Source organism: Streptomyces sp. NPDC050287 (genome assembly GCF_044459385.1).
Taxonomy (GTDB): Bacteria; Actinomycetota; Actinomycetes; order Streptomycetales; family Streptomycetaceae; genus Streptomyces.
The window spans coordinates 328,523-348,076 of record NZ_JBITIY010000002.1 but is presented as its reverse complement, the minus strand read 5'-3'; the positions used below and the strand labels follow the sequence as shown (position 1 = coordinate 348,076).

Here is a 19,554-nt window from a genome sequence, read left to right as displayed (position 1 = left end):
GCTCTCCCTGGTGACTGATCGACTTCCGGTAGCAACCTGACGGTGAAACGCGAGTGGTCCATCGACTGCCCGGTCAGTAGTCGGAAACGTCCAGCCCGTCCTCGACGAACTTCCAGACGTCCGTGTACGGGTCCCATCCGTTCTGGTCCTGGCGGCCGGAGTGGCGGCGCGCGAGGCGCTCCGCGTAACGCTGCGCCGTCTTGTACCGGCCCCTCAGCTGACGCGGCATGACGTGCTTGGCCTGTTCCTCGGAGACGGAACGGATCGAGGGGCCGTAGGTCTGCGCGAATCCCGGCTGCTGTTTCAGCATGTCCGCCGCGCTGTCGCACACTCCCCCGAAGGTGCTCGTGTAATTCTGGTAGTGCAGCAGTCGCCACAGTTCGAAGCACGGGTGGGAGTAGGCGACATGCACCTTTTCTTTCCTGGCCCTGGAGAACGCCGTGGGGATGTCTTCGTGCCGGTCCCGGTCGAACAGGCACCACACCTGTGGCCAGTTCCAGTCGTCGGGCTCGATCCCGGCTTTCTCGGCGGCGCGCTGGACCTCACGCCACTTGGTGACCGCTTCTTCCACCAGGGGAAGCGGCTTGCGTCGCTTGGTCGGCGCACTGCGGTTCTCGACCTTGCAGACGATCTCGTGATCGGGTTCCTTGCGGGAGCCGTTCTCCGTCACAAAAGTGATGAAGCCTGGTTCCGTGACCGCGCCCTCGGTGAAGACGTACACCTCGCGCCGCAGCTTCCGCTGCCGCTTGGCGCGTACGGGATTGTCCCGCCCCCTGTCCCTCGCCATCAGGAACGCTCTGCCTCCCCTGCCAGTGCCGTGAGTACCTTGCGTCCGATCTGCCCCTGGTCGACATTCGGTACGGCGCCGTACGCGCCGGCCAGGTACGAGTCCTCGAGGTCTTCCTCGGGCTTAGGGTCGAAGTCGCTCAGCGGGAACAGCTCGGTGGCTCCGCGCTTGTCCTTCTCCGTCAGCCAGATCTGCCCCGGTTCGAGGAGCCGTCCCCCTCGGGGCCTCTTCAAGAGCGAGGCATCATGCGAGGTGAACAGCAGTTGGGCGTTCTTCTCATTGGCCCAGGGGGCCTGGAACAGCCTGACCACCTCGGCTGCGAACTTCGGGTGCAGGCTCGCGTCCAGTTCGTCGATGAGCAGTACGGCTCCGCTGTCGAGGGCCAGGAGGAGCGGCCCGATCAGAGCGAACCAAGAACGGGTACCGAACGACTCCTTCGCCCAGTCGAGGGCCACAGCGGTGTCGCGGTCGCTTCCGTGCAGCAACCTTACCGCGGGGGCTCTTACTCCCGGCTGACGCTCCACTTCGGCACCCTGGATGCCCAGGTCAGCCACTCTCAGCAGTTCCCGGACCCGTTCTCTGTTCCTGTCGTCGAGGAGTTGCTGGGCCGTGTAGCCTTCCCGGTCCTTCAGCTCGGTCTCAGGGGTGATGTCCCAGAGGTTCGATCGGAACCAGCCGTAGATGCGGGACAGCTGGGGATGGTTGTCGCTCGCGGCACGGCTCAGAAGCAGAGCGTTGGGGCGTGTGGAACGTGCCAGGCGCGCACGGTCCTGGATGCGGTCGCCCGGGAAGTCGAAGACGTTGTCCCGCGCGGCGTCCCGGTCCAGCCAGACCTGCCGACGGCCTTTGGGATAGGCGTGAAGCCATTCAGACTCCACGCGTCGATCCCCGAGCTCGAACCCGTAGGTCCAACGCACCCCGTCGTCCAGGACGAAATCCGCCTCGTAGAAAGTGCTTTCACCTGCCGACTCGGCGTCAAGAGCGAAGGGCTCGCGCTCGGGGACGCCGGTGTAGGAGGTCCACAAGCCGTAGGAGTCCAGAACCGCGCTTTTCATCTTCTTCAACGCGGTGATGATGTTGGACTTCCCCGAGGCGTTGGCACCGAAGACCCCGATCACCGGATAAATGCCCAGCTGCCTGCCGTCCGAGAGCTGGACTGGTCGCGCCGCGTCGGATTCCTCACCAGGTGGAACGACGAAGGACAGCTCCTGCTCGTCACGCAGTGACCGTACGTTCGCCGTACGGAAACGCAGCAGCATACGAGCCCTCCTCCCGTCGGGCACAGCGTAACGGTGTGATCGTCGGCGCGGCTACCGGACAGTCAGACCAACCGCCGAGCCGTCGCCCACCGCGTCAGCTCGTGCCGGTTGGACAGCTGGAGCTTGCGCAGGACCGCCGAGACGTGTGACTCGACCGTCTTCACCGAGATGAACAGCTGTTTGGCGATCTCCTTGTAGGCGTAGCCGCGGGCGATGAGCCGCAGCACTTCCCGCTCGCGCTGGGTGAGGCGGTCGAGATCCTCGTCGACGGGTGGTGCGTCCGTGGACGCGAAGGCGTCCAGGACGAAGCCGGCGAGCCGAGGCGAGAAGACCGCGTCGCCTTCCTGGACCCGGAAGATGGAGTTGATCAGATCCGTGCCGGTGATCGTCTTCGTGACGTAGCCCCTCGCTCCGCCGCGGATCACGCCGATCACGTCCTCCGCCGCGTCCGAGACGGACAGCGCGAGGAAGCGCACGGGCTGCTCGGCGTCGGCCATCAACGGGGCGCAGCGGCGCAGTACTTCGACGCCGCCGCCGCCCGGGAGGTGGACGTCGAGCAGGACCACCTCGGGCCGGGTCGCGGTGATGACCGTGACCGCCTGGTCGACGTCGGCGGCCTCGCCGACCACCTCGACGCCGGTCTGCTCGGTCCGGCCGATCTCGGCCTGGACGCCGGTACGGAACATGCGGTGGTCGTCGACGAGGACCACGCGCGCGTGCCGCTCGGCCGGGCCGCCACCAGGCATCGGCTCCGTGGGCTCCGCGTTCGTCTCGGTCGGGTCGCTCATGACGTCTTCTCCGCCCTCTCCATCTCCAACTCGACCTCCGTGCCGCCGTCCGGCACCGCGCGCAGTCGCGCCGTGCCGCCGTAGCGCTCCATACGGCCGATGATCGATTCTCTGACGCCCATACGGTCGGCGGGTATCGAGTCGAGGTCGAAGCCGGGCCCGCGGTCCCGGACGGACACGAAGACCGTCTTTCCCTCGACTTCGGCGAAGACCTGTACGGCCCCGCCCTCGCCACCGTACTTGGCCGCGTTCACCATCGCCTCACGCGCGGCCTGCATCTGTGCCCCGATTCTCTCGTCGAGGGGGCAGTCGCCGACGACCACGACCTCGATGGGGACGCCGTGCTTGTCCTCGACCTCCGCGGCGTTGCGCCGGACCGCGTCGGCGAGGGTGGTCGGTTCGTCGGCCTCGTCCTTTCCGGTGCCCTCGGGTTTGTAGAGCCAGGTGCGCAGGTCACGCTCCTGGGCGCGGGCGAGGCGGCGCACCTCGTTCGCGTTCTCCGCGTTGCGCTGGATCAGGGTCAGGGTGTGCAGCACCGAGTCGTGGACATGAGCGGCCACCTCCGCACGCTCCTGCGCGCGGATGCGCATCAGACGCTCCTCGGAGAGGTCCTGGGTCATGCGCACGAGGTAGGGGCCGGCGAGGAGCGTTATACCGACGAGAACCGCGAGCGCGGCCTGGAGGACCGAGCCGAGGTGGGCGGCGGAGCCCTGCAGGACGAAGATCCCGGAGACGCCGGCGGTGACGAGCAGGACACCGGCGCCCGCGCGCAGCAGCGTGAGCGTCCGCCGACGGCGGCCCGCCTCGACCCAGCGGGCCCGCCGGGCGTTGTCCGCCTGCCGCCAGACCAGGGCGACGCCCGCGCCGACCAGGACGATCGGCCACAGATACGCCTTCGCGCCGTTGCCGAGGTTCACATTGCCGACGAAGACCATGGCCACGACGACCATGAGCAGCAGGGCCACGATCTGGCCCTTGTCCGGTCTGCGGGCGACGAGCTTGCGGCGGCCGTCCGGCGAGGTCTCGGTGCTGACCAGGGAAGGGGGCCGCTGACCGCCGACGCCGCCGACACCGAGAGGTACGAAGAACCAGAACGCGGCATACAGCAGGGCCCCGAGGCCGTCCGCCATGAACAGGCCGACGAAGACCAGCCGCACCCAGATCACGGGCAGCCCGAGATGACCGGCGAGCCCCCGCGCCACGCCACCGAGCCAGCGTCCGTCACTGCTGCGGTAGAGCTTGCGCGGCGGCCGCGGTGGTACGAGGGGCGCTGCTGCGGCTTCCGGCATGCCAACGATGGTCACACGGCGGGCTGTCCGGGGCATCAGGGTTGTCCCCCGAGACACCCCTGATCTTCGACGGGCCCAGCGGTCGAACGCTTCCCCGGCGCCGGGTCAGGGGCGATATCAGGGTCGGGCCAGGGTCATACCGACTGCCGTCGCGCGGGCTCGCCCGTCACCATGGACACATGACAGAGCACCAGCACGCCGCGGACTCCGTGCCGGACGAGGGCACCTCGTCCGGCACGCGCCCCGCCCGCGCCGCGGAAAAGGAACCGCGCGCGCACGAGGAGGCGCACACGCGGACGCAGCGGGGCGCGCACGGGGAGGGGGGTACGCCACAGGAGCGGGGTGCGGGCGAGCGGGGGGACGCCGACGCCGACGTGTCCGCGGCCACCGACCCGGCCGAACCGCCCCGCACGTTCCGGCGTGACCGGCGGCTCAAGATGCTCGCCGGGGTGTGTGCCGGACTCGGGCGGCAGTGCGACATGGATCCGGTGATCTTCCGGATCACCCTCGCCGTGCTCTCCGCGACCGGCGGCATCGGCCTCATCTTCTACGGCTTCGCGTGGCTCTTCGTCCCGTACGACGACGAGGACGAGAACGAGGTCCGCAAGCTCTTCGCCGGCCGTGTGGACGGCCAGGCGCTGGCGGCCGTGCTGTTCGCGCTGGTCGGCTGCGGGGTGTTCCTGACGCTGCTGAACAACGGCTCGGTGCTGACCTTCGCGGTTGTCCTCTCCCTGCTCCTCGCCGGCGCCGGGTACTGGTCGCGGCACCGTGGCGCGCCCGACACGGACCCGCTGGCGGCGCAGGCCGTCGCCGACGCGCCGCCGGAGGCCCAGGCACCGCCGGTCCCCGCCGCGTACCCGTCCTGGTGGCGGGACCCCATCGTCAAGGACGGCACCCATGTCGGCGGCACCGGCTATCTGTGGGGACCACGCGATTCCCGTGACCGGGACATCGCCGCGGCCGTCAACATCAGCCTCGGCACCGGCTGGGCCGGCCGCCAGGACATACGCACGCCGCCCGCGCGGGAGCCCAAGCCGCGCGGTCCCCGCTGGATCGGCGGCTGGGTGTTCCTCCTGGCCCTTCTCGCGGGCGGCATCGGCACGGGGGCGACATGGGAGGAGCAGGCACTCGGCACCAGCCTGCAGACCGGTCTGGCCAGCGCGCTCATCGTGCTGGGCGGCGGTATCGCCCTCAGCGCGTACCTGGGGCGTACGGGCGCGGGGTCGATCTTCCTGGCGATCATCACGGCGGGCCTGCTGGCGGGTTCGGCGGCGCTGCCGAAGAACATCGGCACGGACTGGGTGCGCACGACCTGGCGGCCCGCCGCGGTGGCCGACCTCCAGCGGAAGTACGACCTCGGCACCGGCGTCGGCACCCTGGACCTGACGGGGCTGCGGTTGGCCGAGGGGCAGACGGTGGAGTCGGAGGTCGAGGTGGGCGTGGGCCGGGTCCGGGTGGTCGTGCCGCCGGACCTGACGGTGAAGCTGAACATCGACGTGGGGGTGGGCGACATCCAGTTGCCGGGTGACGAGCAGAAGGACGTGGACGTGGAGCCGGGCAGGTACAAGCAGGTGACCCTGGAGCCGAACCGAGGCGTGAGGAGCGCCGGCACGGTCGACCTCGACCTCCAGGTGGGCGTGGGCCAGGCGGAGGTGAGCCGTGCTGCGTCATGAGTTCCAGCCCGGAAAGCTGGTCGCCGGCCTGTTCCTCACCCTCGCGGGCATCATCTACGCCGGTGACGCGGGCGGCCTCTGGGAGACCCCGTGGTTCGCGGTGATCCCCGTGGTCGTGATCGGTCTGTTCCTGGCGGGCATGGTGGCCCTCGTGACCGGGTCCCTGCGCAGACGCCGGAAAGCGCGCCATCCGGAGCCCACAGGAGCACCGACGAAAGCCCCGACTGAGATACGGCACTGACACCCGGGCCGAGGGCTCCGTGGCCCCCGTGGACGCCATGGAGGTGGGCAGGGGCGCCCCTAGCGATACGCCCCCGACCGCTGTCGGCGGCGAGATCGAATGGCCGCGTCCAGGGAGAGGACGGGGGCACCGGCCAGGACGAGGGGGATCCAGGCCATGAGGTAGGCGAGGTCGTTGCCGTAGTAGTACGGGTCGGAGGCCCAGCTCACGGTCAGCCACAGGCTGAGCGAGATCAGGGCGCCGCCGAGGGCGGCCAGGCGGGTGAGGAGGCCGATCAGGGTGCCGATGCCGACGGCGAGTTCACCGAAGGCGATGGCGTAGCCGAAGCCGGAGGGGTTCTTCAGGGCCAGGTCGACCAGGGCCGGGATGGCGGAGGAGTCGCGGACGGTGCGCATCAGGTCACCGACGGAACCGGAGCCGGAGGCCTTCATGAAGGCGCTGTCGGTGAGTTTGTCCAGTCCGGCGTAGATGAAGGTGACGCCGAGGAAGACGCGGAGTGGGAGGAGTGCGTAGCGGACGGCGGAGTCCCGCCAGTCGCGGCCGCCGTCGAGATAGGGGGAGTGCGTGTCCGTACGAATGCTGTGAGTCATCGCTCCAAGCCGCCTCTCGCCTGCCGTGCATGACCCCTTCAAGGACGATACGTACGACAGAAGAGCCGCGCTCAATCCTGTCCCGACCAGTTTCTCCCTTGTCCTGACCAGATTCTCCGATATCGGCGAACTCGACGATCCTGGCCCTGCGACCGCTGCCCGGTCACGTCGATCACTCGGTGACGTCGATCTGGTACCGGTTCGTCTCCACCCCGGCCGCCGTCACCACCTGGACCTCCACGCGGCCCGGTTCCACGTCCACCGGCACCGGCACGGTGAGCACCGAGTCCGTCGGGTTGCTGAAACCGCCGGTCACCGGCACCAGCGGCACCCGCACATTCACCGCGCCGATACGCACGACCATCCGCGACAGCCGGTCCGCTGTCTGCGCGCCCGGGGGCACGAATCCGGCGCCGCGGATCTCGACGTCGTCGCCGGTGCGGATGGGCCCGTCCAGGTCGCCGGCCTCACGGGCCCGTACGACGGAGAGGATGACCGGGCGGCCGCCCTCCGCGTACTTCCCGGCGAGATAGGTCCCCGCCGACACCAGCACCACCACCGCCAGTCCCCAGGGCAGGTCCGGCAACTGGTCGGGGCGCCGGGCGAGCCGTACCGCCGCGAACAGGAGGGACACCGTGCTGATGACGACGTACTGGATGTCGGCGAAGGTGCCCCGGCCCGCGTCGTCCGTCAGGAGATCGGCGGCGCGAGGCCGGTCCGCCCGGACCTTCTGCAGGCGTTGCCCGAGGACGCGCAGTCCGACCACGCGCCGTACCAGCACGGCGATCCCGCAGACCACGGCGAGGACGGTCACCACGCCGGCGCCGCGGGCGAGTTGGAGACCGGAGATCAGCGCGTCGCGTTCGGCGTGGTCGGAGGCGGCGGCCAGGCGGCCGACCAGGACGAGCACGGCGTACGCGACGAAGAGCACCCAGCCGACCGCCACCGCGCGGGAGGTGGACAGGCGGTTGTCCTCGCCGATCACCGGCGCCAGCGCACCCCCGCGCGCCCGGTGGAACCAGGAGGCCGCGGTCAGCACCCCCGCCAGGAGCAGGGCGGCCAGCAGTCCGGCCGTGCGCGCGGTCGTCCAGCCGGCGCCGATCGCGGTGAGGGCCTGCACCAGGAGCAGCAGGACGACGAGCGCCCACACCATGATCGCGGTACGGCGCCACAGCAGGGCCAGCCAGGCCTCGCCCTCGGCCCGGCCGCGTGCGGCGACCAGTTCGGCGGACTGGGTCAGCTCCTCCGAGACCCACTGGCGGGAGGCCGAGGCCGAGTGGGCCACGCCCGCGGGCAGCCCCTCCCCAGCCGCGAACCCGTCCCGTTTCAGCAGGAACGCGGCGACCGCCTGCCGGTGGCCGGCCCGCGCCCCGTGCGGACAGTCCCCGCAGGTGCAGCCCCCTTCGTGCGCTCCCCGAGGTCCGCCCCGCGCACCCCCGGGACCGCCCTGCGCGCCCCCGCTCACGCCCTGTCTCGCCTCCTGCACCGCCACGTCCGACGTCCGCCTTCCCGGCCCCGCAACTCCCCTACCGTGACAGCGAATTGTGCCCTATCGGACACGGTCCGCGTCGGCCAGGTCCGGTCAGCGCGGGGTGAAGCAGGGACCGGCGTGTTGACCCGGCTGCGAGAATGTGGCCATGGCCGAGATCATCCAGCGCGACGGGACCTGGGCCTTCGACGGCAGCACGGTCCGGATCACGCCGGGCCTGCACCGCTCCGTGCCGCTGTTCCGGCAGACGTACGGGGAGATCGCCGTGCCCCTGGAGGCCGTCTCGGGTGTGGTCTTCGAACCCGAACGCAAGCGCGGGCGGCTTCGCATACGACTGCGCGAAGGCGCGGATCCGCTGCTTCAGGCGACCGGTGGACGGCTGCCCGATCCGGCCGATCCCTACCGGCTGGTGGTGGACATCGACCGGGCGGGAGTCGCCGAGTACGTGGCCGAGGAGATCCGCCACGCGCTGCTCCTGGACCAGATCCCCCAGGAATCGGCCGAGGCGTACCTCCTGCCCGGGCCGCCGGTCCCGGTCTCGGTGCGTTCCTCCGACGGCACGGTCTCCTTCGACGGCACCCAGGTGCGGATCGACTGGTCCGACACCTCCGACCGGGTCAAACGGGCCACCGGTCCGCGGATCATCGACATCGGGGACGTCGTCCAGGTCGAGTGGCTGCCCAACTCCGGTCATGAGGACGGTTTCCTGCGCTTCGCCACCCGTGAGACGGCGTTCTCCAAGCTGCCGCCCGAGAAGGACCCGTACGCCCTTGACCTGTGGGGCAGCCCCCGCCGCGACCTGCTCACGGCGATCGTCGCCGCCGCCGTCACGGCCCGGCTGCCGCACCCCTCCGCCCGCACCGGTGCCGAGGACGGCCAACGGCGCGCCGCCCGGCCCCGCCTCGCGGCGGCCGTCGGACCCTCGGCCGACCATCACGACGTACTCCTGCGAAGGCTGCGCGAGTTGGGCGAGCTGCATCGCGACGGCGTGCTCACGGACGAGGAGTTCACGATGACCAAGGCGGCCGTCCTGCGGGGTTTCTGAACCGTCAGCTCAACAGGTCCGGTTCGCTGCGAGTGATGTCCTGCCACATCGGCTGGTAGTTGATCCACGCCACCAGGTCCCCGCCCAGCTGCTCCCGGGTCGCCACCGCCATCCTGTGGTCGATCAGGACGGGCCGACCGGCGGCCTTCGCTGTCAGCTGCACCTGGCAGGACCGTTCCAACGACAGGAACCACCAGGCCGCCGCGTCCACGGAGTCGCCGACGGTCAGCAGGCCGTGGTTGCGCAGCACGAGTGCCTTGCGGGTACCGAGGGCGGTGGCGATACGGCGGCCCTCGTCGGCGTCGACGGCGACGCCGGAGTAGGCGTCGTACAGGGCGTGGTCCTCGTAGAAGGCGCAGCTCTCCTGGGTGATCGGGTCCAGGAGGTCGCCCAGCGTGGACAGGGCGCGGCCGTACACGGAGTGGCAGTGGGCGACGGCGACGACGTCGGGGCGGGCGGCGTGCACCTGGGCGTGCACGGTGAACGCGGCCTGGTTGACGTGGTAGCCGCCCTCGATCACCTGCCCGTCGGAGTTGGCCAGCACCAGGTCGCTCACGGTGACGTGCTTGAACGGTATCCCGAACGGATTGACCCAGAAGCAGTCGCTGTACTCGGGGTCGCGGGCGGTGATGTGCCCCGACACCCCGTCCTCGAAGCCGAGCCGGCCGAAGATACGCAGGGCGCCCGCGAGCCGCTCCTTGCGGTGCCGTCGCTCGTCGTCGACCGATTCGTGCATCGGCGGCATCGCGAACCGCAGCCGGTCGGTGGGCAGCGGCATCGGCGGTGTGGGCCCGGCTCCGGGCGTCCCGTACATGTGTCGTCCTCCAGCACTGCGGGTGCTTTACGGGGCGGAAGTTACCGTCGGTCAGCGCAGGAGAACAGCGCAGCGTTGTAAAGATGACGCACGCAAGCAATACACGACAGAAGATGTCGGGTATCGGCGCGAGACTGGCCGCTATGAACCGGACAGCGAACTGGGCGGCTTTCTCCGCCGCGGAACCCGACCTCGCCAAGACGGTCGAGGCACGCTTCGGCGCCTTCACGCACCACGTCCTCGCGACCCTGCGCAAGGACGGCTCGCCGCGCACCACCGGCCTGGAAGTGCGGTTCCTGAACGGCGAGCTGTGGCTGGGCATGATGCCCGACTCGCTCAAGGCCCTCGACCTGCGCCGCGACCCGCGTTTCGCACTCCAGGCGAACCCCGGGGAGGGCCAGAGCATGGGCGGCGGCGACGTACGGATCAGCGGCCGGGCGATCGAGGTGGAGGACCCGGAGACCAGGACCCGGTACGTCGAAGAGGTGGAACCGCCGGAGCCGTTCCACCTCTTCCGCACCGAGCTGACGGAGGTCGTACGGACCTACGTCGAGGACGACACGTACCTGGTCGTCCAGGTCTGGAAGCCCTCAGAGCCGGCGCGCACACTCAGGCGGACATGACCTTCACGGACAGCGGGATCATTCCCACTCGATGGTCCCCGGCGGCTTCGACGTCACGTCGAGGACGACCCGGTTGACGTCCTTGACCTCGTTGGTGATCCGGGTCGAGATCTTCGCGAGGACGTCGTACGGCAGCCGCGACCAGTCGGCGGTCATGGCGTCCTCGGAGGAGACGGGGCGCAGCACGATCGGGTGGCCGTAGGTGCGGCCGTCTCCCTGGACTCCGACGCTGCGGACGTCCGCGAGCAGGACCACCGGGCACTGCCAGATGTCCCGGTCGAGGCCGGCCGCGGTCAGCTCCTCACGGGCGATGGCGTCGGCTTCCCGGAGCAGGTCCAGACGCTCCTTGGTGACCTCGCCGACGATACGGATGCCCAGGCCGGGTCCGGGGAACGGCTGGCGCTGGACGATCTCGTCCGGCAGGCCGAGTTCCTGGCCGACCATGCGGACCTCGTCCTTGAACAGCTTGCGCAGCGGCTCGATGAGCTGGAACTCGAGGTCCTCGGGGAGGCCGCCCACGTTGTGGTGGGACTTGATGTTGGCGGTGCCGGTGCCGCCGCCGGACTCGACGACGTCCGGGTACAGCGTGCCCTGGACCAGGAAGGCGACCTCGGGACCCGCGTCCGCGATGATCTCGGCCTGCGCCTGCTCGAAGACCCGGATGAACTCCCGGCCGATGATCTTCCGCTTCTGCTCCGGGTCGGAGACACCCTTCAGGGCGGTCAGGAACCGCTCCTCGGCGTCCACGACCTTCAGCTGGACGCCGGTCGCTGCCACGAAGTCCTTCTCGACCTGCTCGGTCTCGCCCTTGCGCATCAGACCGTGGTCGACGTACACGCAGGTCAGCTGGGAGCCGATGGCCCGCTGGACGAGGGCCGCGGCGACGGCGGAGTCCACACCGCCGGAGAGCCCGCAGATGGCCCGCTTGTCGCCGACCTGCTCGCGGATCGCGGCGACCTGCTCCTCGATCACGTTGCCCGTGGTCCAGCTCGGGGTGAGGCCCGCGCCCCGGTACAGGAAGTGCTCCAGCACCTGCTGGCCGTGCGTGGTGTGCATGACCTCGGGGTGGTACTGGACGCCGTAGAGCTTCTTCTCGTCGTTCTCGAAGGCGGCGACCGGGACGACGTCCGTGGACGCGGTGACGGTGAAGCCCTCGGGCGCGGCGGAGCAGGCGTCGCCGTGCGACATCCACACCGGCTGCTCGTCGGGGGTGCCCTCGAAGAGGGTGGAGGCGGGCTTCGAGACGTGCAGCGGCGTACGGCCGTACTCGCGGGCGCCCGTGTTGTCGACGGTGCCGCCGAGGGTCTGCGCCATCAGCTGGAAGCCGTAGCACATGCCGAAGAGGGGAACACCGGCCTCGAAGAGCTCGCGGTCGAGACGGGGGGCCTCGTCGGCGTACACCGAGGAAGGGCCGCCGGAGAGGATGATCGCCGCCGGGTTCTTGGCGAGCATCTCCGCCACCGGCATGGTGCTCGGCACGATCTCGCTGTAGACCCGTGCCTCGCGGACGCGACGGGCGATGAGCTGGGCGTACTGCGCGCCGAAGTCGACGACCAGGACGGTGTCGGGGGCGGCGGCAGCGGGGGTCGCTGATGACACGGGGGCCTTCCGGCGGTGGGGCGGGGTCTCTGTGCTCTCCGATTCTACCGAGGTGGGCGCGGGCGGGACCCCGGCACCTGAGAGGTGAGCACCGGCGCCGGAAATTTTCCGTGGCATACTGGCGCCCATGCTCACGCAACCGACCTTCCTCTTTACCTATGGCAACCGGCCCGCCGGCTGCCATGGTCGTGCTGCTTGAGTTACTGACAAGCGACTTCCCAGGCGCCCCGGGCCGACAAGGTCCGGGGCGCCTGGTGTTTTCCGGATCTTGCCGCCCGGGGCACCGCACCGCATCCCTTCCGCCTTCCGCCTTTCGATGAGGAGCCCCGACATGACCGCCACGACCGCGGAGACCGCCACGACCGGCGTGACCGCCACGACCGCCACCGACGTGACCGGTGCCCGTACCCCCGAGGCCGCCGACGTGATCACCGGTGCCCGTGAGCGCATCGACGCTCTGGATGACCGGATCATCGGGCTGATCCAGGAGCGGATGGCCGTGTCCGCCGTGATCCAGGAGGCGCGGATCACCTCCGGCGGGCGGCGCGTGAACCTGTCCCGCGAGATGGAGATCCTCAACCACTACAGCGAGGCGCTCGGCAAGCCGGGGACGTCCCTCGCGATGACGCTCCTCGAACTGTGCCGGGGTCGCATCTGAGTTCGGGACGCTCTCACCCGTACGGCGCGTGACCGCGGCGCGCGACGTTTCGTTGGGCGTGGTGTCCGTGCCAGCCAGGGGCGGGCGCGAAAGAACCACGCGTGGCTCGCTGGAGCGATGAGACGTACGGATCGTGCCGTGCGTCGTGGGACCTCGCTCCAGGCAAGTGACCGGACGGCAGGGGACAGCAGCCCGGTCACCCAAGAGAACGGCCGGCTCCGGGGACGCCCGGGGTCGGCCGCGGAATTACGAGAAGAAGCACCAGGGTGGGCCGAACGGTTGCGGGGGCCGCCGCCTTCGAGCACGATGCACAGAAAGCCCCCCAAGTCCCGCCGTGGACAACCGCATACGTCTCGTCCCCCACCGCCAAAGGTCGAGACCATCCGCGCGCCCCGCATGCGCCGGGGCGCCGACCCCGGGCACACAGGCCGGCGGCGCTACCCCCGGCGCCGCTCCCAGGCACCGGCGCTGCCCTGACGTCGGTGCTGACTGAAGAGGGGCCCCGCGGGCGCGAGCCCGCGGGGCCCCTCGTCTGTCCCGGTCGGAGATCCAGACGCCCGGGATTCAGGCATCGGGGTCTCAGATGCGGGACACCGTTCCGCAGGTGTCCGGGTTCGCGTCCAGGTCCTTGCTGCGGTCGTACGGGTCCGTCGTCGGGCCCGTCGCGGGCTCGCCCGTCCGGTCGGACGTGTCGAACCGCGGGTGCAGATAGCCGTCGTACACACCGCAGGCCGAGTTGCCCGAGTTGATGTCGTAGCGCAGGACGTTGAGCCTGCCCGGTGTGGTCCGGTAGCGGGCGGGGTCGAGGAGTTCCACGTCGAGGACGCGGCGGACGATGGTGCGGGTCACCTCGACCGAGCCGTCGGTCCGTACGAGCGGGTAGACGAAGGTGTAGTCGGCGTGCACGGCCACGCCCCCTTGGTCGCCCTTCTCGAACGTCATCCGGCCACGCGTCTTGACCACATCGCCGACCAGTTCCACGTCGGCGGGGTCGAAGCGGCTGAACATGCGCAGCGGGTCGTCCTTCTTGCCGGGGGCGCGCAGGGAACGGTCGAGGTCGTCGAGCAGTTGCGGCTGCTTCGGGTCGAGGACGGCGAGGGCGGCCCCGGGGTGTTCGCCGCGCAGGGTCTTCTTGTCGAGGTTGGCGTGGACGAGCAGCTTCTTGGTCTGCTGGAGCGCGAGTTCGACCCGGTCCTTCGACAGGCCGCCGAGGGCCGTGGCCTTCGGCGGGACGATGCCGGCCGCGCCGTCGGCCCACCCCAGGGCCGGGGAGCCCGCGAACGGCTCGTCCAGCGTGGGGGTTTCGGGGTCCGCTGCGGCCGGGGGTGCGGTCGGGGCCGCGGTCTCCAACGGCAGCGGTGAGGCGCCGGCCCGCGGTGTTCCCTTGCCGAACGGGTCGCCCGGCAGCAGCGACGGCTTGATGGCCACGACGGCCACCGCCAGGGCGGCGACCACGCCGGCAACCGCCCACAGGCGCCGACGCCTTGCCGCGCGCCCGTCCATCCCACGCCGCTGAGGGCCGGTGCGCCAGCCCTCCGGCTGTTCGCCCCGCGCCTCCTGCTGCCGCAGCCGCTCGGTCACCAAGCGGGCGCGCGCGGAGGGCTCCTTGGGGGCCGAGTCGCGGATGTCCCGTTCGGTGTCGCGGGCGAACTGTTCCCAGACGTCGTCGGGGATCTCCGGGGTCGAGGACGGTTCCTCGGACGGCTTTTCAGACACGACGCACATTTCTAAGGGTTGGGAAAGCGCTTCACAAGCAGATCCGGGGAGATCCAGGGGGATTTGGGGTGTGACTCAGCCCACAAAAGAAACTTGTGAGTGCCAGGGCAACCATTCACATGGCTCACGGATCAAACACCCAGAACCAACGGCCACACCCGTGCCCCACACGCGGAGGCCTCCCCCAAGTGTGCCGCCCATACGCGGCACACCGGATTCACATCTGACTCCTGAGGTCTTCATGAAGCTTCGTCGTGCCATGGTGGCCGCGGCCGCAACTGCCGTCATAGCCCCGCTCACTCTTCTGTCCGCGCCGGTCGCCTTCGCGACGGACGAGACGCCGAACACCTCGACGAGCAGCCCCGCGGCCGACGAGACGACGCCCACCGCCGACGCGAGCAGCCCTACCGACGACGCGAGCACTCCCGCCGACGACACGAGCACTCCCGCCGACGACGCCAGCACTCCCGCCGACGACACGAGCACCCCGGCCGACGACCAGAGCACCCCGGCCGACGACACGAGCAGCCCCTCGGACGACACGAGCACCCCGGCCGACGACACGAGCTCCCCGTCCGTGTCCCCGTCGCCCAGCGCCAGCAAGCCCGGCGGCGACCCCGAGCTCTGCGTCGACGAGAACGGCGACAGCACCGGCGAAGTCAGCGCCCACGTGACCAGCGGTCTGTCCGGGCTGCCCGAGACGATCGTGGCCGGCAGCGGCTGGACCGCGTTCTCGTTCAACGTGTCCAACCGCGGCGACGACGAGGTCAAGGACATCAAGCCGGTGATCGGTGTCGCCGCGTTCGGCTGGGAGAACGAGAAGGACTACTCGGGCCAGATCAAGGTCCAGGTCTTCAACAAGGCGTCCGGCTCCTGGGAGACGATCGCGGGCACGGCGGGCGAGGGCGGCACGTTCGACGCGTTCTCGCTCGGTGCGGGCCAGTCGGTCTCCTACAAGCTGCGGCTGAACGTCAGCGGCAAGGTGCCCGACTCCATCGGCGTCACCGGCGGTGTCGCCGAGTACGCGGACGATGAGGGCTGCTGGGTCTCCGACGACCCGAACGGCTGGCTCTACCTCTTCGACATCCTCGCCGCCGGCTCCGACGCCGGTGACCCGAACGACGCCAAGCCGCAGGGCGGCATGAAGGACCTCACGGACGTCAAGGAGGTCTCCGCCACCGGCACGCTCGCCGAGACGGGTTCCAGCTCGGCGCTGCCGGTGATCGGCCTCGTCGGCGGGGTCGCCGTCGTCGCCGGAGCGGGTGCGATCTTCGTGGTGCGGCGCCGCAGGGCGGGCGCGGAGGCGTAAGCCTCGGCCTCGGCAAAGGCTCGACGAGCCTCGTCGCAGGACAGAGGCAGAGCAGACGCAAGACAGAGAAGGACCTGCGCTCGGAGGGGGGTGCAGGTCCTTCTCTTTGCCTACGGGTCCGGCCGCCAGTGCTTGCGGGGTCCGGCCGCCAGTGCTTACGGGGTCCGGCCGCGGTCGCTCACGGTGGACCGGCCGTCGTCACTTCTTCGGCGGCACCGCCGGTATCCCCAGGAACGGCAGCTTCAGCGCGCCGAACGCGTCCGCCGGGACCGCCGGTGACTTCGGCTCGACCGGCTTGAGACGCTCGTACGGCTGTCCCTGCGCCGGACGCGGGTCCGCCTCGCCCTTGTTGGGCCAGTACGACATCGCGCGCTCGGCCTGGGCCGTGATGGTCAGGGACGGGTTCACGCCCAGGTTGGCGGAGACCGCGGCGCCGTCGACGACCGAGATGCCGGGGTGGCCGTAGAGGCGGTGGTAGGGGTCGATGACGCCTCTCTCGCGGGAGGAACCGATCGGGCAGCCGCCGAGGAAGTGGGCGGTGAGCGGGGTGCCCATCAGTTCGCCGACGTTGGAGCCGGCGAAGCCGTTGATCTCGGCCGCGATGGCGGACGCGCTTTCCGAGGCCGCCTTGATCTGCTTGGGGTTCGGGGAGCCGTGGCCCTGGCGGGCGGTGAGGAGGCCCTTGCCCACGCCGTCCGGTTTCAGGTACGTCGTCAGGGAGTTGTCCAGCGACTGCATGACCAGGCCGATGATGGTCTTCTCCGACCAGCGGCGGTTGGACAGGGACCGCAGGACCAGGAGCGGGTGGCGGGCCGCGTTCCTCAGCCAGGCCGCCGTCCTGGACGCCCCCTCCGCGTACGGCACTTGGAGGATCGACAGGCTGCCCATCGAGTTGGAGCCCTTGCCGTAACGGACCGGCTCGATGTGGGTGTCGGCGTCGGGGTGGACGGAGGACGTGATGGCGACCCCGCGCGTGAAGTCGACCTTGTGCTCGCCGGTCACCTTGCGGTAGCGGCGGTCGTCGGTCTGCGCGCCGACCAGCGCCTCGGAGTTGGTGCGGGTGAGTTCGCCCAGCTTGCCGGAGACGTACGGCAGTTGGCCGCCCGCCTTCATCCGGTGCAGGAGGGTCTGGGTGCCGTACGTGCCCGCGGCCAGTACGACCCGGCGCGCCTTGAAGGTGCGGCCCTTCGCCTTGCGGCGGTCGTCGGTGGGGAGGGTGGCGACCGCGTAGCCGCCCTGTGAGTCGTCGGTGACCGACACGACCGTCGTGAGCGGGTGCACCACCGCGCCCGCCTTCTCGGCGAGGCACAGGTAGTTCTCGTTGAGGGTGTTCTTCGCGCCGTGCCGGCAGCCGGTCATGCACTCGCCGCACTCGTTGCAGGCCTTGCGGGCGGGCCCCGCGCCGCCGAAGTAGGGGTCCGGCACCTGCTCGCCGGGCTTGGCCCGCACCGAGCCGTCGGCGTCCTCACCGTCCCCGAAGAACACGCCGACCGGCGCCATGTGGAAGGTGTCGCCCACGCCCATCCGCTCGGCGGCGGCCTTCAGGTGCACGTCGGACGGGGTCATCGTCGGGTTGAGTCGGACGCCGAGCATGCGGCGCGCCTGGTCGTAGTACGGCGCCAACTCGTCCTTCCAGTCCGTGATGTCGCGCCACTGGGGGTCGTCGAAGAAGGGCTTCGGCGGGACGTAGAGGGTGTTGGCGTAGTTGAGGGAGCCGCCGCCGACGCCCGCGCCGGCCAGGACCATGACGTTGCCGAGCAGGTGGATGCGCTGGATTCCGTAGCAGCCGAGCTGGGGAGCCCACAGGTAGTTCTTCAGGTCCCAGGAGTTCTTCGGGAGCGATTCCCGGGTGAAACGACGGCCGGCCTCCAGGACGCCTACGCGGTAGCCCTTCTCCGTGAGGCGCAGGGCGGTCACGGAACCGCCGAAGCCGGAGCCGACGACGATGACGTCGTAGTCGTAGGTGTCCTGGGGCACATGCTCTCCTCGTTGAGAACGGGTGTTGAGAACGGGCGGTGAGGACGAGTGCTGAGAACGGGCGGTGTCTAGCGGAACCGGAAGGCCTTCATCAGCCTCAGGCTGCGGCTCATGAACTGCGCGTACTTCTCGTCGTCCATCCCCAGTGCGGGCGCCATCGGCAGCAGCCGCTGCTCGGCCACCGTCTGGGCCTCGGTGTACTTGAGGATGCCCTCGGAGCCGTGGCGGCGGCCGAGGCCGGAGTCCTTCATGCCGCCCATCGGGGACTGGACGCTGCCGTAGGCGGACGCGTACCCCTCGTTGATGTTGACCGTGCCGGTGCGCAGGCGGGCGGCGACCTCGCGGCCGCGGCGGCCGTCCTTCGTCCAGACCGAGGAGTTGAGGCCGTACGGCGTGGAGTTGGCCTGGTCGACGGCCTCGTCGTCGGTCCTGAAGCGGTAGAGGGAGACGACCGGGCCGAAGGTCTCCTCCGTGCAGACCGCCATCGGCTCGGTCACGCCGTCGAGGATCGTCGGCTCGAAGAAGTACGGGCCGATGTCCGGGCGGGCCACCCCGCCGGCGACCAGCTTCGCGCCCTTGGCGACGGCCTCCTCCACGTGCCGGGTGACGGTCTCCAGCTGGCGTTCGCCGACCAGCGAGCCCATGTCGGCGCCGTACGCGAGGGACGTACCGAGGCGCATCGCCTTCGTGCGGGCGGCGAAGCGCTCGACGAAGGCGTCGGCGATCGACTCGTGGACGTACAACCGCTCGATGGAGATGCACAGTTGGCCGGCGGAGTTGAAGCACGCGCGGACGGCGCCCGCGGCGGCCTTCTCGATGTCGGCGTCCTCGAGGACCAGCATGGCGTTCTTGCCGCCGAGTTCGAGGGAGACCCCGATCAGCCGGGCGGCGGCGCCCTGGGCGACCTCGCGGCCGGTGCGGGTGGAGCCGGTGAAGGAGACGTAGTCCGCGTGCCTGACCACTTCTGGGCCGACGACCGGACCCTCGCCGAGCACGACCTGGAAGACGTCGGCGGGCAGTCCCGCCTCGATGAGCAGGTCACGCGCCCACAGGGCGGTGAGGCAGGTTTCCGTGTCGGGCTTCATCACGACCGCGTTGCCCGCGACGAACGCCGGGAGCGCGTCGCCGACCGACAGCTCCAGCGGGTAGTTCCAGGGGGCGATCTGGCCGACGACACCGCGCGGGTGGCGCAGCTCGGTGACCTTCGTGAGGGTCGGGACGGCGCCGGTGTGCCGCTTGGGCCTGAGGTACGCGGGGGCCTTGCGGCCGTAGTGGCGGGCCGCGACGGCGACGGCCTGGACCTCCTCGTGGGCGTGCAGACGGGCCTTGCCGGTCTCCAGCTGGATCAGGTCCAGAACCTCGGCCTGGCGCTCCAGGACCAGATCGTGGAAGCGGAGCAGGACGGCCGCCCGCTGCCGTACCGGGGTCCTCTCCCAGACGGTCTGCGCCCTGCGGGCCGCCTGGAACGCCTTCTCCACGTCCTCGGGGGTCGACTCGGGCAGGTCCGCCAGCTTCTCGCCGGTGAACGGGGTGTGGTTCGCGGTCCGGCCGGAGCCGGCCACGCCCTTGGTGAGCTGGGCGATCAGCTCGGGGGTGACCACGTCGGCGGCGGTACGGGCGCCCGCCGGGGCGGGGGCGATGGGGTTCGTGCCGGTCTTGGTCTTGGCCGGGGCCTGCGCGTCCGTCATGTGCCGCAG

General features: G+C 70.3%; 17 protein-coding genes. 6 read left to right on the top strand and 11 right to left on the bottom strand.

Annotated features, from left to right (window positions below; genetic code table 11):
* Positions 1 to 73: 73 nt before the first annotated feature.
* From ACIBK3_RS06935 to ACIBK3_RS06920, 4 genes are all read right to left on the bottom strand, one after another.
* Positions 74 to 787: an RloB family protein gene (locus tag ACIBK3_RS06935; protein ID WP_399362646.1), complete on the bottom strand. Its 714-nt coding sequence runs from the start codon at positions 785 to 787 to the stop codon at positions 74 to 76.
* Positions 787 to 2,046 (bottom strand): ATP/GTP-binding protein, encoded by a 1,260-nt coding sequence (locus ACIBK3_RS06930; protein WP_399362644.1) that lies wholly within the window; start codon positions 2,044 to 2,046, stop codon positions 787 to 789. Before ACIBK3_RS06930 ends, ACIBK3_RS06935 begins: the two co-directional genes overlap by 1 nt.
* Positions 2,047 to 2,108: 62 nt before the next feature.
* Entirely contained in the window at positions 2,109 to 2,834 is a 726-nt protein-coding gene (locus tag ACIBK3_RS06925) for a LuxR C-terminal-related transcriptional regulator (protein WP_399362642.1), read from the bottom strand.
* Positions 2,831 to 4,123: a PspC domain-containing protein gene (locus ACIBK3_RS06920; protein WP_399362640.1), complete on the bottom strand. Its 1,293-nt coding sequence runs from the start codon at positions 4,121 to 4,123 to the stop codon at positions 2,831 to 2,833. Before ACIBK3_RS06920 ends, ACIBK3_RS06925 begins: the two co-directional genes overlap by 4 nt.
* 179 nt (positions 4,124 to 4,302) lie before the next feature.
* Here ACIBK3_RS06920 and ACIBK3_RS06915 point away from each other — a divergent pair, with 179 nt between their 5' ends.
* Positions 4,303 to 5,796, top strand: coding sequence for a PspC domain-containing protein (locus tag ACIBK3_RS06915; RefSeq protein ID WP_399362638.1), 1,494 nt, complete (start codon positions 4,303 to 4,305; stop codon positions 5,794 to 5,796).
* A complete protein-coding gene (locus ACIBK3_RS06910) occupies positions 5,783 to 6,037 on the top strand; it encodes a hypothetical protein (RefSeq protein WP_399362636.1) in 255 nt (84 codons plus the stop codon). Before ACIBK3_RS06915 ends, ACIBK3_RS06910 begins: the two co-directional genes overlap by 14 nt.
* Before the next feature lie 59 nt (positions 6,038 to 6,096).
* Here the strand turns inward: ACIBK3_RS06910 and ACIBK3_RS06905 are convergent, their stop codons facing one another.
* On the bottom strand, positions 6,097 to 6,627 hold the full coding sequence (locus ACIBK3_RS06905; RefSeq protein ID WP_399362634.1) for a DoxX family protein: 531 nt from the start codon (positions 6,625 to 6,627) through the stop codon (positions 6,097 to 6,099).
* A gap of 172 nt (positions 6,628 to 6,799) precedes the next feature.
* Positions 6,800 to 8,119, bottom strand: coding sequence for a hypothetical protein (locus ACIBK3_RS06900; RefSeq protein WP_399362632.1), 1,320 nt, complete (start codon positions 8,117 to 8,119; stop codon positions 6,800 to 6,802).
* Positions 8,120 to 8,264: 145 nt separating this feature from the next.
* Here ACIBK3_RS06900 and ACIBK3_RS06895 point away from each other — a divergent pair, with 145 nt between their 5' ends.
* A complete protein-coding gene (locus ACIBK3_RS06895) occupies positions 8,265 to 9,161 on the top strand; it encodes a DUF4429 domain-containing protein (protein WP_399362630.1) in 897 nt (298 codons plus the stop codon).
* Positions 9,162 to 9,165: 4 nt separating this feature from the next.
* Here ACIBK3_RS06895 and ACIBK3_RS06890 read toward each other — a convergent pair whose 3' ends face one another.
* Positions 9,166 to 9,975: a class II aldolase/adducin family protein gene (locus tag ACIBK3_RS06890; RefSeq protein WP_399362628.1), complete on the bottom strand. Its 810-nt coding sequence runs from the start codon at positions 9,973 to 9,975 to the stop codon at positions 9,166 to 9,168.
* Between the two features lie 143 nt (positions 9,976 to 10,118).
* On the opposite strand from ACIBK3_RS06890, the gene ACIBK3_RS06885 reads away from it, so the two are divergent.
* On the top strand, positions 10,119 to 10,598 hold the full coding sequence (locus ACIBK3_RS06885) for a pyridoxamine 5'-phosphate oxidase family protein (protein ID WP_399362626.1): 480 nt from the start codon (positions 10,119 to 10,121) through the stop codon (positions 10,596 to 10,598).
* 18 nt (positions 10,599 to 10,616) lie between these two features.
* On the opposite strand, the gene guaA is transcribed toward ACIBK3_RS06885, so the two are convergent.
* Positions 10,617 to 12,197: a glutamine-hydrolyzing GMP synthase gene (gene guaA / locus ACIBK3_RS06880; protein ID WP_399362624.1), complete on the bottom strand. Its 1,581-nt coding sequence runs from the start codon at positions 12,195 to 12,197 to the stop codon at positions 10,617 to 10,619.
* Positions 12,198 to 12,528: 331 nt separating this feature from the next.
* Between guaA and ACIBK3_RS06875 the strand changes: the two genes are divergently transcribed.
* Positions 12,529 to 12,855, top strand: coding sequence for a chorismate mutase (locus tag ACIBK3_RS06875; protein ID WP_399362623.1), 327 nt, complete (start codon positions 12,529 to 12,531; stop codon positions 12,853 to 12,855).
* Positions 12,856 to 13,434: 579 nt separating this feature from the next.
* Here ACIBK3_RS06875 and ACIBK3_RS06870 read toward each other — a convergent pair.
* On the bottom strand, positions 13,435 to 14,571 hold the full coding sequence (locus ACIBK3_RS06870; RefSeq protein WP_399362622.1) for a hypothetical protein: 1,137 nt from the start codon (positions 14,569 to 14,571) through the stop codon (positions 13,435 to 13,437).
* Positions 14,572 to 14,812: 241 nt separating this feature from the next.
* Here ACIBK3_RS06870 and ACIBK3_RS06865 point away from each other — a divergent pair, with 241 nt between their 5' ends.
* Positions 14,813 to 15,880, top strand: a complete 1,068-nt coding sequence (locus ACIBK3_RS06865; RefSeq protein ID WP_399362620.1) for an LAETG motif-containing sortase-dependent surface protein — start codon at positions 14,813 to 14,815, stop codon at positions 15,878 to 15,880.
* 198 nt (positions 15,881 to 16,078) lie between these two features.
* Here the strand turns inward: ACIBK3_RS06865 and ACIBK3_RS06860 are convergent, their stop codons facing one another.
* Positions 16,079 to 17,857: a GMC family oxidoreductase N-terminal domain-containing protein gene (locus ACIBK3_RS06860; RefSeq protein WP_399362618.1), complete on the bottom strand. Its 1,779-nt coding sequence runs from the start codon at positions 17,855 to 17,857 to the stop codon at positions 16,079 to 16,081.
* A gap of 68 nt (positions 17,858 to 17,925) precedes the next feature.
* The gene (locus tag ACIBK3_RS06855; protein WP_399362615.1) at positions 17,926 to 19,545 is read right to left on the bottom strand and encodes a succinic semialdehyde dehydrogenase; all 1,620 of its coding nucleotides are present in this window, start codon (positions 19,543 to 19,545) and stop codon (positions 17,926 to 17,928) included.
* Positions 19,546 to 19,554: the final 9 nt, after the last annotated feature.